We start from the raw sequence: 14,001 nt of genomic DNA on the forward strand, positions 1-14,001 counted from the left end.
ACCGGTACGGTTCGCTTTTTGCGGGCACAGGGTCCTATCTTATCTCGGAAGCCGGCGGTGGGCACATTGGCCGCCGGGAAGGACGGCACGCGCGCAGCATGTGGATCGAGAAACAACTGATCGTGGCCTTTTTAGTGGTCGGAGGCGGCTGGTTGGCCGGGCAGCCGGTGGCCGTGCTGGGGCAGGAGCGCGGCACGGGCGCGATCCAGGCCATCGAGGAGGCCTTCTCTCGAGGCGATGTGGAAACCCTGCTGCACCGGGCGGCACCGCAGGTTGAGATCGCGGTGTTCGAGCCCAGCCGTCTCTACAGCCGCGGGCAGGCACGCTACGTCTTGCGTACTTTTTTCAGGGCGTATCCCCCCCGGCGCTTCGTTCTGCGGGACTACTTCGAGACGCACAGCGGGTGGTTTGCCGAAGGCGATTTCTGGCATGTGCGGGGGGAGGAACCGCTGCGCATCTACCTCCGGCTCCGGCAGCGTGCGGGCCGGTGGGAGTTGCGGGAAATTCTTGTGGAGGAGGGCGAACACCGGTGAGTGAGGTCCGGTCCTGCTCCCCGGCCGGCTGAAGGAAGGGCGTTCATCCGGGCATCGAGCCGCCCCGCCGCTTAATCAGATAAAGCGCTTATGAACGGGATCCGGGCACGTACGCCGTCCAGGGTGTACCGCATCATAGGCGGGGTGCTGGGGGCCCTGTTGCTGGCGACCTGGATCGGGCGAGACAGTTATGTGGCCCGGGTGCGTGCGACCGTTCCGGCCCGGCAGGAGGCCGAGGTGCACCAGGCGCTGGCCCGGGTGGAGCGCAACTTTGCCGAGATCCAGGCGCAGCTGCTGGCGCAGGCCCGGGCGCTGGCGGAGGCACCGGCGGTGGTTCTGGGCTTTCGCCGGCTACAGCAGGGGGAACGGCCCGGAGCCAACGAGGCGCTGGTGCGCTATCTGGCCGCCTTCGAGCAACCCCGGCACATCGCCGTCGAGCTCTACGACCCGACCCCGCTGTTGCTGGCCTGGAACGGGTTCAGCATGCCGCTCGATGCGGCACCGAGTTCGCCGCGTTTCCTCGAAGCCGTCCAGACGGCCGTCGTGCAGGATGCCGGTAAGCGGGCTGCTCTGGTGGTCTGGTGGCCGGTGCGGGACGGGATGCGCCCGCTGGGTGCCGTTCGTGTGATGCGGCTGATTCACTTCGATGCACCCGTGCGCAACCGCTACCTGCGCGATTATAGCCTGGACGACGAATGGACGCGGGCGGTGCGCCTGCCGGTCCACGTGGCGTACGACGTGACGGCCGGACCCGGCGCGACGGAGGAGGGGCGGAGCCGTCTTTTGCAGGGGATCGACGGAACCCCGCTCGCCCGGGTGCGCGTAGAGCCGCCGCCGGCCGCGCAGCTCATCGCCGACGCCCGTGCCCGCTTCGACGACCTGATCGTGCTCTGGGTCGTTCTGCTCGGCTTCTGGGTCGTGGCCGGCCTGTGGCAATGGTACCGTGCCCTGTGGACGCCCGGCGAGCCGGCACCTATGCACCGGGAGGCACCGCCGCCCGGCAGGCTGCTGGTCCGCTTCGGCATCGTGGCGCTGGCCTGGTGGGCATGGCGCTACGGCCTGCTGGCGCTGAACGCTCCGGGGCGCTGGCAGGCAGGCAAGGCGCCGCTGGCCCCGCTCTTCGACCCGCAGCACCTGGCTTCCACCTACGGCGGCGGGCTGATGCGCTCCACCGGCGACCTGCTGCTTACCGCGTGCTTTGCGCTGTGCTTCGCCCTGGGCCTGCTTCACCTGGCCATGCAGGTGCCGGCGACCGGTACCGGCCGTGCCGCGCTGCGCGGTCCCCGGCTCCGGGACCGTCTCCACCGGCCGGAGCCGGTCTATGCCCCCCTCGTGCGGCTTTTCGCCTCCACGGTCGGGGTCGTTGCTCTGGCGGGCCTGCTGGTGTTCGGGCTCGGCGGGGTCGTCCGGCATGCCATCCTGGACAGCACGCTCGACTACTTCGCACGCACCGGCCTCCTGCCCGGCCGCCTGGCGCTGCTCGTCTACATAGCCCTGCTGCTGTTGACGCTGGCGGTGCTGCTGGCGATCACCGGCGTCATGCGACTGGCCCCGGGTGCCGTGGCGTGGATCGGCCCGTTCGCCGGTTCCGTGTGGCATCGGATCCTGACGTCGGTCCTGGCCGTGGTCGTGTCCGTCATCGGTCTCTACCTGTTCGTGCCCGGTGCGGCCGGTCTGGTGCCCTGGACCACCTTGCTGGCCTTCCTGGTCCTCGGAGCCGGCGGGGCCGTCTTCCTGGTACGGCACGGCCTGCCCATCTGGCGCCTGCTGGCCTTCCGCAGCGTGCTGCCCCAGGTCTTTCTGCTGGCGCTGTTGCTTTATCCGCTGCTCTATGGCGGGTTCGATGCCCAGCGCCGTGTCCGGATGCAGGATGCGGCCGAGGCCTTCGAAGAAGGCAACGATCCGCGTATCTACTTTGCCATCGAGCAGGTGCTGCAGAAGGCGTCGTGGGCCGAGGTGTCCCGGGCGCTGGTCCGGCCGGCGGAGGTCGGTGCCGGGCATCCGCTCGACTCGCTGGCCGCGGTGCTGCTGGAGGGGTCCCTGCTGGCCTCGCTGGGGGGGCACGACGTCAGCCTCACCCTCTTCGACGGGCGGCACCGGCCGCGGGGGCGGGCCCGCCTCTCCTCCGAGTCGATGAGCCGCACCCTTCTGGACGAGGCGGATTCGCTGGAGTTCGACCTGCTCCATGCCATGTACACCGAGGCCCGGCAGGCCGGCCCATTCATCGAGAAAATAACCGGCCGGCGGCAGCAGGATCGGTTCCAGTATGCCGGGATCGCGCCGGTCCGGTACGGGCCCGACAGCACCGTCGCCGGCTGGATGCTCGTTCGTGCCGAACCCCGGCCGTACCTCCGTGAAGGCTACAGCGCCTTTCCCCAGGTCCTGTTGCCGGCCGGGCTCTACGGCAGCCGGTATGCCGGCCTGTCGCTGGCCGAATTCCGGGACGGGGTGCTCGTGCGCAGCCAGGGACGCGGCTTCGGCCGCTACCGGCTCGACGACGCGGTGCAGCAGGCCCTCCTCCGGGAGCCGCTGCTCTGGCGCTATGAGACGGTGAAAGAACAGTCGTACCTGACGCTCTACGCACGGGTCGACGACCCCGCGCCGGAGGAGGTCCCGGCTCTTCCCGGCCCGACGCGCGTGGTGGCGGTCCGCACGGCGTCGATCAACGTTTTCGACCACCTGTATTTTCTCCTGCGGCTTACCCTGGCCGGTCTGTTCATCGGGGTGCCGGTCTACCTCGGCGGGCTCTACGGGCGCCGGCGGGCCGGCTACCTGCCCGCCCCGCGGGTGGCCTTCCGAGAAAAGGTGCTCAACGCGTTCTTCGTCGTCGGAATCGTCACGGCCACGGCGATGGGCTACACCGGGCTGAAGGTCGTCACAGGGGAGAACGAGCGGGCGATCCAGAGCTGGCTCCAGCAGCACCTCGAACGCGTCGAGGCGACCCTGGCGCGCCAGGCCCGTGGGGACGAACTGCCCTACCGCGTCCTGGATCGGATCCGCATCGACTCGCTGGCCCTGCAGGTGGGGCTCGACCTCAACGTGTACAAAGACGCCCGGCTCACGGCCACCAGCCGCCCCCAGCTCCTGCGCGACCGCCTCATCGACGAGCGGCTGCCGGCTTCGGCCTACCAGGCCCTCTACTTCGACGGCTTCCGGTTTACCTCCTCCGAGGAGGAGGTGGGCAGCTTCGCCTATACCGCCGGATACCGGGCCCTGCCGGATGAGCGGGGCGTGCCCCGCTACGTCCTCTCGGTGCCCACGCTGCCGGAGCAGGAACGCATCGAGGAGGAACGGGCACGGACCGTGGCCTATCTCTTCGGCGCCCTGCTGCTGCTGGTGCTGGTGGTGGTGCTGACGGCCGGGTTACTCGCCCGCGCGCTGGCCCGGCCCATCGCCCGGCTCCGGGAGGGGCTCGAGGCCGTTGCCCGTGGCCGCTTCGAGCGCATCCCGCCGGTCAAGACGCGCGACGAGATCGGCGAACTGGTCGAGAGCTTCAACGAGATGCAGGCCCAGCTCTCGGAAAGCCGCCAGCGACTGGCCCAGCAGGAACGCCAGCTCGCCTGGCGCGAGATGGCCCGGCAGGTGGCCCACGAGATCAAGAACCCGCTGACCCCCATGAAGCTGTCCGTGCAGCACCTGCAACGGGCCTTCGAAGACCTGCTGGGCGACGGGCGGACCGGCCCCGAGAGCGATTCCCGCCTGCTCCGCTTCGGACAGCTCCTGCAAAACAAGACCGGCACCCTGCTCGAACAGATCGACGCCCTCAAACGCATCGCCGACGAATTCTCCTCCTTCGCCCGGATGCCCACCCGGATGCTCGAACCCCTCGACCTCAACGCCGTCATCCGGGAGGCCGTGGATCTCATGCAGGAAGAGGCCGACTTCACCCTCGAACTCGACCTGCACCCGGCCCCGCTGGTGCTGGAGGCAGACCGTGAAGAGCTGCGACGTATCTACATCAACCTCATCAAGAATGCCCTCCAGGCCATCCCCGAGGGCACGTCGCCCCGCGTCGAGATCACCACCGAGCGGCAACCCGGCGACGACCGGACGCCGGCCTGGGGCTACAGCACGGTCTCCGACACCGGCACCGGGATCCCGCCCGAACTGCAGGACCGCATCTTCCAGCCCAACTTCTCGACGAAAACCAGCGGCACGGGGCTCGGACTGGCCATCGTCAAGAAAGCGGTAGAGGACCTGCACGGCGAGATCGGCTTCGAAACCGAGCCCGGGGTCGGGACCACCTTCTGGATCCGGCTGCCGCTGGTCGAATAGCGCTCCCGTTTTTGCCGATTTCTCGCAGGCGGAAGGCCCGGCGGCCGCCCCGGCCGGGTTGTATGCGGCAGGTCGCCGTCCTATCTTGCGTCCGGCCTGATCTTTTCCTGGCCCGTGGGGGGACGGCCTCTCCGGCGTCGCCTCCGGGTGCAAGCCGCGCACAAGCGATGGTGGCCCGGGGACATCCACCATAAACACGATGAAGGTTGTCGTTGTCGGAGCGGGTGAAGTCGGGTTCGACGTGGCCCGGCTGCTTGCCATGGAGCAGCATGACGTGGTGGTCATCGACGTCGACCCGGACGTGCTGGAGAACGTGCGCGACAAGCTGGACGTGATGACGATTCAGGGCAGCGGCACGTCGGCGCGGGTGCTCACCGAAGCCGGCGTCCGGGGAGCCGACATGCTGATCGCCGTCACGACGAGCGACGAGGTCAATGTGATCGCCTGCATGATGGCGGACCGGCTCGGGGTCCGGACGACGATGGCCCGCATCCGCTCGGACGAGCTCACCGGCACCGAGACGGTGCTCTCGGCTTCGGATCTCGGGATCGACATTGCCATTCATCCGGAGGAGAGTGCCGCCGCCGAAGTGGTGCGGCTCATCCGCCGTGCCAGCGCTACCGACGTGCTGACCTTCGCCGGGGGCCGGCTGCATCTGGTCGGCATCCGTCTCGACGCCGATGCACCGGTCATCGGCAAGTCGCTGCGCGAGCTGGCGGCCTCGCTTCCCGGAATCACGTTCCGGGTGATGGCCATCGTACGCGGCATTCGAACCCTGCTGCCCGGCGGCGACGAGGTGCTGCGCAAGAACGATCAGGTGTTCGTGCTGGCTCCGCCGAAGTACATGCCGCCGCTGATCCGGGCCATGGGCAAGAGCGAACACCGCCTGGAGCACGTGATGATCCTCGGGGGAACCAAGGTCGGCGCCAAGGTGGCTTCGATGTTGCAGGACGTCAAGGGGATGCGCCTGAAGCTCATCGAGCCGGACCGGGAGCGGGCCGAACAGCTGGCTGAAGCCCTTTCCGGCTGCCTCGTCCTCCACGGCCAGTCCACGGACATCGATCTGCTGGTGGCGGAAGGACTGGGGGAGATGGATGCGTTTGTGGCGGTGACCGGCGACGAGGAGTCCAACCTGGTGACCTGCCTGCTGGCCAAGCACCTGGGGGTCCGCAAGACCGTGGCGCTGCTTTCGAAAGGCGCCTACATCCCCATCAGCCAGTCCATCGGGCTGGATGCGGCCGTCAGCACCAAGCTGGCTGTCTCGCGGGAGATCATGCGTTTCTTGCGCGGCAAGCACGTGCTGAGCGTGGCCACGGTGCACGGCATGGACGCCGAGGTTCTGGAGCTGAAGGCGGCCCCGCGTGCTCCCATCACCCGGGCGCCCCTCCGGGAGATGAAGCTGCCGCGGGGGGTGCTCCTCGGGGCCGTCGACCACGGGGATCGGGTCGAGATTGCCACCGGCCATACCCAGCTGCAGCCGGGAGACCGGGCCTACGTCTTCGTTTTGCCCGAGCGGGTCCGTGACGTGGAGCGCCTCTTTGCCCGTCCCTGACACCGATCGCGTCGTATGAAGGTCTTGAACTATCGGGCTGTGCTGAGCACACTGGGAGCGCTGGTCTTCTTTCTGGGGCTGGCCTTGTTGCTTCCGATGGGCGTCGGGCTGCTCTACGGCGAGGCGTCCTGGTGGAGCTTCGGTCTCACGGCGCTGCTGTGCCTGGGGATGGGGGGCGCGGCCTGGCATTTCCTCGGGGAGCACCCGCTCGACCTGCGCCTCCGGGAAGGCTTTGCCATCGTTGCGCTGGCCTGGATGGTGCTGGCGCTGCTCGGCGCCCTGCCGTTCGTGCTCGGCGGGGTTCTGGACGCCTACACCGATGCCTTCTTTGAGACCATCAGCGGCTTCACCACCACGGGCGCGACGATCCTCGGGGGGGCCAACACCCCGGCCATCGAGGCGATCCCGAAGTCCTTCCTGTTCTGGCGCAGCCTGACGCACTGGCTCGGCGGCATGGGCATCATCGTGCTGACGCTGGCCGTCATGCCCATCCTGGGCGTCGGGGGCATGCAGCTCTTCAAGGCCGAAGTGCCCGGCCCCTCGGCCGACAAGCTGACCCCCCGCGTGCGCGAGACGGCCCGGCGGCTCTGGCTGATCTACGTGGGTTTGACGGTCGTGGAGGTGCTGCTGCTGCTGCCCGTGATGGATCTCTTCGACGCCGTCAACCATGCCTTCGCCACGATGGCCACAGGCGGCTTCTCGACCAAGAACGGCTCGGTGGGGCAGTACGGTTCGGCCTACGTCGAGTGGGTCATTACCCTCTTCATGATCCTGGCGGGGATGAACTTCGCGTTGCACTACCGGCTGCTGCGGGGAAACGTACGGATCGCCCTGCGGGACACCGAACTGCGGGTGTATTTCGGCATCCTGGCGGTGGGCACCGTGCTGGTCACCCTCGGCCTGTGGCAGCCGACGCTGCGCCTGCTGCCCGGCGAGGACGCCGTGTCCTCCTTCGAGGGGTATGCCGGGCTGGGAGAGGCGCTCCGCTGCGCCGCCTTCCAGGTCGCGGCGATCGTCACCACCACCGGCTTCGGAACGGCCGACTACGAACTCTGGCCCCCGCTGGCCATCGTGTGCCTCTTTCTGCTCTTTTTCGTCGGGGGAATGGCCGGTTCCACGGGGGGCGGCGTCAAGGTGGTGCGGCACGTGCTGGTCTTCAAAAACTCCTTCAAGGAGATCAAACAGCTCATTCACCCGCAGGCAGTCATCCCGCTGCGCCTCAACGGCCGGGTCGTGCCGCCGGAGGTGATGGGCAACGTGCTCTCGTTCATCGTGCTCTACATCGCCGGCATCACTGCCGGCATTGCCCTGCTGGCCCTGATGGGGATGGATCTGATGAGTGCCATCGGCGCCTCGATCTCCGCCATAGGCAACATCGGGCCGGGCTTCGGCACGGTCGGGCCGGTGGAGAACTACGCGCACCTGCCACTTCCGGGCAAGTGGGTGCTTGCCTTGCTCATGGTGGCCGGGCGCCTGGAGATCTTCACGGTGTTGATCCTTTTCGTTCCTGCCTTCTGGCGCCATTGAGCCGGGCCGGGCGCGTGCGAGGAGTCTATGCCCGGGGGTGCCGGTCCGTGGGGGAAGGTCTCGCACCGTCAGGCCCGTTGCGCACGCCGGTCCGGACGGGCCGACCGGCGCCGGGGCAAGAATTTCCACCACCGGACGACGACCCGCGGCTTCCCGCCCGTGCCGGGCAAAATGAGCAATTTTCCTATCCGCATGAAAAGGTTGTCGTTAAGGAGGTCGGAAAGGTGCCGAAACCCGGTGTAGGCCTGCCTGAAACGACAGCGTTCCGAACGCGACGAACCCCGTGCGGGCACGGCGCTTGAGTGAAGGGCGGGCATCTGTATCATCCAAAAGAGGCCCCGTAGCACACGGGATGGACGAACCATGGAAGCGAGAGCCTATCTGGAGCAGCGCCTGCGGCGCATCTCGGGCCGCAGCATCGCCTGGGACGAAGAGACGTTTACGAAAGAGAAATCGCTTGAACCCGTCGACCTGGTTGATGTGGCCGTCGATATCGCCTGGGAGGAGTTGATGCCTGCCGGTGCCCTGGAACGTCCCGCGCTGGAGGTGGTCAGGCAGGGAGGTCTGATCGTTTTCCGGTTGCAGGATCAGCCGCTTGCCGAGATCCTGCCGCAGGCGGCCTGACGGAAACCGTCTTGCCGGTGCCGGAACCCCGGTGCGAGGCACGGTCCCGGGGTTTCCGGGAGCGGCTTGCCCGGCGGGTGGACGGGCACGAGGCATGCCGGCCGGGCGTGCCGGCATCCGGTCGGGAGGGAACCCGCAGGGCGGGCAGGCACCCCCGTCTGAAGGCCGCCGGCTGCGCGTCATGATGAAAGGGTGGGGAATGGGAGCCCTGGAGCCCATTTCCCACCCTTTCATCGTGAAGAAAACGTCATTTTCCGGAGAAGACCCCGGTCCCTTTTTCAAGAAAAGCGCTTTCGTTAGTAAGGGAATTTTTTGTTTTTATATTGTTATTGCAGGTATTGGGCGATTATTATTAATATTATTAAGGCATTTGGGTAACTTGTCCTAATTTGTTAAACGATTGCGTGGAGGTAGTCTATGCGAAGGTCTATATCGCTCATCGTGCTCGCGGTGCTGGCCGGGGCCCTCTCGGCCTTTGCTCAGGAAGCTCCGGCCGAAGTGGCTCCCGCTGAAGCCGCGCTGGCCGCCGCCGAGGCGACGCAGCTCCACCTCAACTTTGCCTGGACGGTGCTGGCAGCCGTGCTGGTGTTCTTCATGCAGGCCGGCTTTGCCCTGCTCGAGACGGGCTTCACGCGCTCGAAGAACGCCGTCAACATCATCATGAAGAACGTGATGGATGTCTCGGCCGGTGCCGTGGTGTTCTTCGTGCTGGGCTTCGGGCTGATGTTCGGCACGTCGCTCGGCGGCTGGATCGGCACGGACGGGTTCTTCCTCGCCGGCCTGGGCGGGGATCCGTGGACGTATGCGTTCTTTCTCTTCCAGGCCGTCTTCGCAGCCACGGCGGCGACCATCGTCTCCGGTGCCGTGGCGGAACGGACAAAGTTCACGGGGTACCTGCTCTTCTCGGTCGTCATCACCGGGCTGATTTACCCGGTCTTCGGCTCGTGGGCCTGGGGCGGCCTCTTCAACGGCGGCGGCTGGCTCGAAGGGCTCGGCTTCATCGACTTTGCCGGCTCGACGGTGGTGCACTCGGTGGGTGGCTGGGCCGCGCTGGCCGGGGCGCTGGTCGTCGGGCCGCGGGTGGGGAAGTACGACGAGAACGGCAACCCGCGCCACATTCCCGGTCATAGCCTGCCGCTGGCGGCGCTCGGCGTGTTCATCCTCTGGTTCGGGTGGTTCGGCTTCAACGCCGGTTCCACGACCGAAGGCTCGACGGATATCGCCCTCATTGCCATGAACACGTTCCTGGCCGCCGGGGCCGGGGCGACGGCGGCGATGCTGGTCTCCTGGATCCGCGGCGGCAAGCCCGACGCCCCGATGACCCTCAACGGGGTACTCGGGGGGCTGGTCGGCATCACGGCGGGCTGCGCCAACCTCACGCCCGGCTTTGCGCTGTTGACCGGGGCCATCGCCGGGGTGGTGGTCGTCTATGCCACGCTGTTCCTCGACCGGTACGTGGACGATCCGGTCGGTGCCGTGGCCGTGCACGGCGTCTGCGGCGCCTGGGGCACCCTCGCCGCCGGGATGTTCGACAGCGCCGGGCTGTTCAACCCGTCCGTGATCGGGGTGCAGCTCGTCGGGATCGCCGCTGCGTTCCTGTGGACCTTCCCGGTGAGCTACCTGCTCTTCACGCTCATCAAGAAGACCATCGGGCTGCGCGTCAACGGGCATCTGGAGCACCTGGGCCTCGACCTGCACGAGCACGACAACCAGGCCTATCCGGAGTTTGTCCCGACCGATGAACTGACCCTGGCCGAAGTGTGAGGGCCCGGCGCCCGGCGAGGGGGGAAGTCCCTGCGAAGTCAGGGGGCCCGGTGGCTCCGCACGGCCCGCTCGCCGGGCGACCGGCAGCCTGAAGAACCTTTGTTACGCAGTTGAAACCTGTGGGATAGCAGGACTACCCCTCCGTCGCTTCGCGACACCTCCCCTTCGCATCTTACCTTTACCCACAAGTGCCGTGAGATTAGCAGAAGGATGCTGATCAAATAACCTTTTACCCCATCGAAGCCATTGAAGAGGAGCCCCCCSMWGGWGGTCCTGTGGATCGCCCGGCTGGGCGGCTTTCTGGCTCGCAAAAGCGATGGGCCTCCGGGTGTCACTGTGCTCTGGCGCGGCTGGCAACGTCTCACCGATATCGCCTCCGCCTGGCTCGTCTTTCACCCCTCCTGATTTGTGGGTAAAGGTAAGCCTTCGCATGGGGAGGGACTTTTCAGACCGCGTCGTGCCAATACAAGCTCTTCCCCCTGGCCGCCCCCGGCGGCCCTGCAGGGGGAAGGTCCCCGAAGGGGGGATGGGGGTCGCCCTCTCCCTGGTCGAGGGGCCCGCCACGAAGCGAAAGGGAAGCAACGTGACGGCTTCGTCGCCTACCGCGTAACATCAGTTATTCACAGAGAACCTGAGGAGACCCTGCCATGCGTACGCACCTTTTACTGCCGCTTCTAGCCGTCTTTGCCGCCGCGCCGGCGACACCGCTGGCCGCCCAGGAATTCAGCCTGGGAGCCGACCTGATGAGCCGGTACGTCTGGCGCGGAACCGACTTCGGCGAGTCGGCCAGCGTCCAGCCCACGCTTGCCTTCTCGGCGGGTGGCTTCGAGATCGGCACCTGGGCGTCCTACGGCATCGCGCCCGAGGCCGCCGACGTGAACGAACATGACCTGTGGATCAGCTATGGCTTCGAGACCTCGAGCGGCACGTTTACCCTGGGCGTGACCGACTATTACTTCCCCAATGCCGGCGTTCCCTTCTTCGACTTCTCCGACGGCGGCGGGGCGCACTGGATCGAGCCGTTCGTGGCCTACGAGGGCCCGGCCTCCTTCCCGATCAGCCTCTTCGCCGGGGTCTTCGCCTACAACGACCCCGACAATTCGGTCTATCTCGAGGCTTCCTATCCGTTTGCCCTGGATGGCGTTTCGCTGGCCTTCACCGCCGGGGCCTCCGGGGGAAGGAGCGGGCTCTACGGGACGGACGGGTTCGCCCTGATAAACCTCGGCCTGTCCGCGGTGAAGGAGATCCAGGTCACCGAGTCCTTTGTGTTGCCGGTCTCGGTCGGTTACATCGTCAACCCGGACATGGAGAAGAGTTATCTGGTCTTCGGGCTGAGCTTCTGAGGACGATGCGGCTGGTGACAGCCGTGGCTCCAGCCCGGCGCCGGTGTGTCGGCGGGGGGAGGTGCACCTGTGGATGACGGCCCGCTGCAGGTGCACCTTCTTCACACCGGCGTTTCGCGGGCGGAGGCGCTTCCGAGCCGGTCTTCGGAAGGCTTCCGAAGAGCACGGAACCGGTGTCAGGTTCCGGAAAAGTCCCGGTAACCGAAATAGTGCAGCACGTAGCGCATCTTCCGGGCCTTGAGCGGGCCGAAGCCGGGCAGTTTCCGGATGCGCCGCTCGATGGTGGGGAAGTCGGCTCCGTCGTTCCAGAGGTTGGCGGCGTTGCCGTCGTACGAGGCGGCCAGGATCCTGGCGACGGCGTGGGTGCGGTCCGCCATGACGTTCGTAAAGCGATGGACGGCCGGCTTCTCGGCGAAGAGCGCGCGGAGGCGGTCCAGCGGCATCGCGGCGATCTGCTTCATGTCGAGGTGGCCCAGCCGGTCACGGAGGCGGTGCGGCCCGGTGAAGGCATACTCGGCCCGCACGCGCTGGTCGTAGAGGAGGCCGAGCAGGGCGGCGTTGGGATCCTGGCGAAGGTAGGCGTCGGCCTCCGGGTCGCCGGTGAGGGTGCCCTGCTCCCAGAAGCGATCCATCATGCGCGCCAGGCCGCCGTTGAGGTCACCATAGTCGAGAGGTTTGATCGTCAGGGACATGGGAGATCGAGGGGTTGAGGATTTGCGATTCGCGGGTTGAAGATTCGGGGGGCATGTGCGGAGGCGGATGTCCGGGAACGCTACGGGGTTGGTGCCTTCCGTGCAGCGCAACACGCCGTCGGAACTGCGGCTACAGCCTGGTTTTCTTCCGCCACCTGGGTCCTTCGGGCGTGTCCATCACCTCGATGCCCAGGGCGGTGAGCTCGTCGCGGAGGGCGTCGGCGCGGGCGAAGTCGCGGGCTTTGCGGGCCGCTTCCCGTTCGCGCAGGAGCGCCTCGACCTGTTCGGCGAAGGGATCGGGGGCATGCGCCGGCGGGGCTTCGTGCTCGGGGGCGAGGATGCCCAGCAGCGCGTTCATGCGTTCCATCCAGGCGCGGGCGCTGCGGGCCGAGGCCGCATTCAGGTGCTCCTTGAAACCCAGGATGAGGCGGGTGCCTTCGAGCGTCCGGGCGATGGCTTCCGGGGTGTTCAGGTCGTCGCACAGGGCGGCCAGGGCCTGGGTGTAGAGCGCCTCCAGCCGGGAACCGAGCCGGTCCTCACCCGGCCGCCCGGCTTCGAGGGCCGCCTCGACGTTCGCCGCCGCCTCGCGGAAACGTTCGACGTGCTTGAGGCTGGCCTTCAGCGTCTGGAGCGTGAAGTTGTACGGCTGGCGGTAGTGCCCGGCGATGAGCGCCATCCGCAGCGCCAGCGGGTCGACGCCCCGGCCTCCTTCGTGCTCGGGCCGCACCAGCTCGCGCACCGTGAAAAAGTTGCCCGCGCTTTTGGACATCTTCTCCCCCTCGACCTGCAGGAAGCGCGTGTGGACCCAGTGGCGGGCGAACGGCCTGCCGGTCAGGCTTTCGGACTGGGCGATCTCGCATTCGTGGTGGGGGAAGATGTTGTCCTCGCCGCCGGTATGCAGGTCGAGCTCTTCGCCCAGGTAGGCCATCGCCATCACCGAGCACTCGATGTGCCAGCCCGGGAAACCCCATCCCCACGGGCTGTACCATTGCATGAGGTGCTTCTCGTCCTTTTTCCACAGGGCGAAGTCACGGGGGTCACGTTTTTCCGGATCGACCACCACGTCCCGGACGGCCCGGTCGAGTTGCCCGGCCTCCCGGTTGCCCGAGAGCTTGCCGTAGTCGGGGAAGCTGGGGACGTGGAAGTAGACGCCCTGCCGGGTTTCGTAGGCGTGGCCCTGCCGGACGAGCTGCTCGATGGCGCGGATCTGCTGGGCGACGTGTTCGGTGGCGCGGGGCCGCACGTCCGGCTCGCGGAGGTTGAGCGTGCGCCAGTCTTCGAGGAGCGCCTGCGTGTAGAAGCGGGCCAGGTCCCAGATGTTGGCGAACCGCTGCCCTTCCTTCGAACGGAGCGCCTTCATCATCCGGTCCTCACCCGAGGGGTCGCTCAGGTCGTCTTCCGTCAGGTGGCCCACGTCGGTGATGTTCGTCACGTACGTTGTGCGCCAGCCGAGTGCCTGCGCGGTCCGCAGGATCAGGTCGGCGGTGAGGAAAGAGCGGAAGTTGCCGATGTGGGCGTAGGCGTAGACCGTCGGCCCGCACGCATAGAAGCGGAGGTGGCCGGGCTCGCGCGGCACCACCGGCTCGACCGTGTTCGTCAGCGTATTGTACAGCCGGAAAGAGGGATCGGAGGGCATGACCGGGTGTGGATTCCAGGGACAGGAGCCGGGTTGCGGCGGCAGTATAACCCGC

Annotated in this window: 10 protein-coding genes; 8 read left to right on the forward strand and 2 right to left on the reverse strand. The window is 67.3% G+C overall.

All coding sequences use genetic code 11. The features are described from left to right. Positions 1-98 precede the first annotated feature (98 nt). The 8 genes from GQ464_RS16795 to GQ464_RS16830 all read left to right on the forward strand — a co-directional run bounded on the left by GQ464_RS16795 (position 99) and on the right by GQ464_RS16830 (position 11,618). Positions 99-533, forward strand: coding sequence for a DUF4783 domain-containing protein (locus GQ464_RS16795; protein ID WP_166973965.1), 435 nt, complete (start codon positions 99-101; stop codon positions 531-533). A gap of 123 nt (positions 534-656) precedes the next feature. Then, complete coding sequence (locus tag GQ464_RS16800; protein WP_228350389.1) at positions 657-4,808, forward strand: sensor histidine kinase; 4,152 nt, start codon at positions 657-659, stop codon at positions 4,806-4,808. Between the two features lie 199 nt (positions 4,809-5,007). Beyond that, positions 5,008-6,360, forward strand: coding sequence for a Trk system potassium transporter TrkA (gene trkA, locus GQ464_RS16805; RefSeq protein ID WP_166973971.1), 1,353 nt, complete (start codon positions 5,008-5,010; stop codon positions 6,358-6,360). A 15-nt stretch (positions 6,361-6,375) separates the two neighbouring features. Further along, complete coding sequence (locus GQ464_RS16810) at positions 6,376-7,887, forward strand: TrkH family potassium uptake protein (protein WP_166973974.1); 1,512 nt, start codon at positions 6,376-6,378, stop codon at positions 7,885-7,887. A gap of 363 nt (positions 7,888-8,250) precedes the next feature. Next, positions 8,251-8,511, forward strand: coding sequence for a hypothetical protein (locus GQ464_RS16815; protein WP_166973977.1), 261 nt, complete (start codon positions 8,251-8,253; stop codon positions 8,509-8,511). 417 nt (positions 8,512-8,928) lie between these two features. After that, complete coding sequence (locus GQ464_RS16820; protein WP_166973980.1) at positions 8,929-10,275, forward strand: ammonium transporter; 1,347 nt, start codon at positions 8,929-8,931, stop codon at positions 10,273-10,275. Between the two features lie 246 nt (positions 10,276-10,521). After that, on the forward strand, positions 10,522-10,680 hold the full coding sequence (locus GQ464_RS16825) for an IS4 family transposase (protein ID WP_423816168.1): 159 nt from the start codon (positions 10,522-10,524) through the stop codon (positions 10,678-10,680). Between the two features lie 242 nt (positions 10,681-10,922). Beyond that, a complete protein-coding gene (locus GQ464_RS16830) occupies positions 10,923-11,618 on the forward strand; it encodes a TorF family putative porin (RefSeq protein ID WP_166980623.1) in 696 nt (231 codons plus the stop codon). 176 nt (positions 11,619-11,794) lie between these two features. Here GQ464_RS16830 and GQ464_RS16835 read toward each other — a convergent pair whose 3' ends face one another. Together GQ464_RS16835 and cysS are read right to left on the reverse strand one after the other, a co-directional pair. After that, a complete protein-coding gene (locus tag GQ464_RS16835; protein WP_166980625.1) occupies positions 11,795-12,310 on the reverse strand; it encodes an HhH-GDP family DNA glycosylase in 516 nt (171 codons plus the stop codon). Positions 12,311-12,440: 130 nt separating this feature from the next. Next, positions 12,441-13,946 (reverse strand): cysteine--tRNA ligase, encoded by a 1,506-nt coding sequence (gene cysS, locus GQ464_RS16840; protein WP_166980627.1) that lies wholly within the window; start codon positions 13,944-13,946, stop codon positions 12,441-12,443. Between the last annotated feature and the right edge of the window lie 55 nt (positions 13,947-14,001).

The organism is Rhodocaloribacter litoris (assembly GCF_011682235.2).
Classification (GTDB): Bacteria; Bacteroidota; Rhodothermia; order Rhodothermales; family ISCAR-4553; genus Rhodocaloribacter; species Rhodocaloribacter litoris.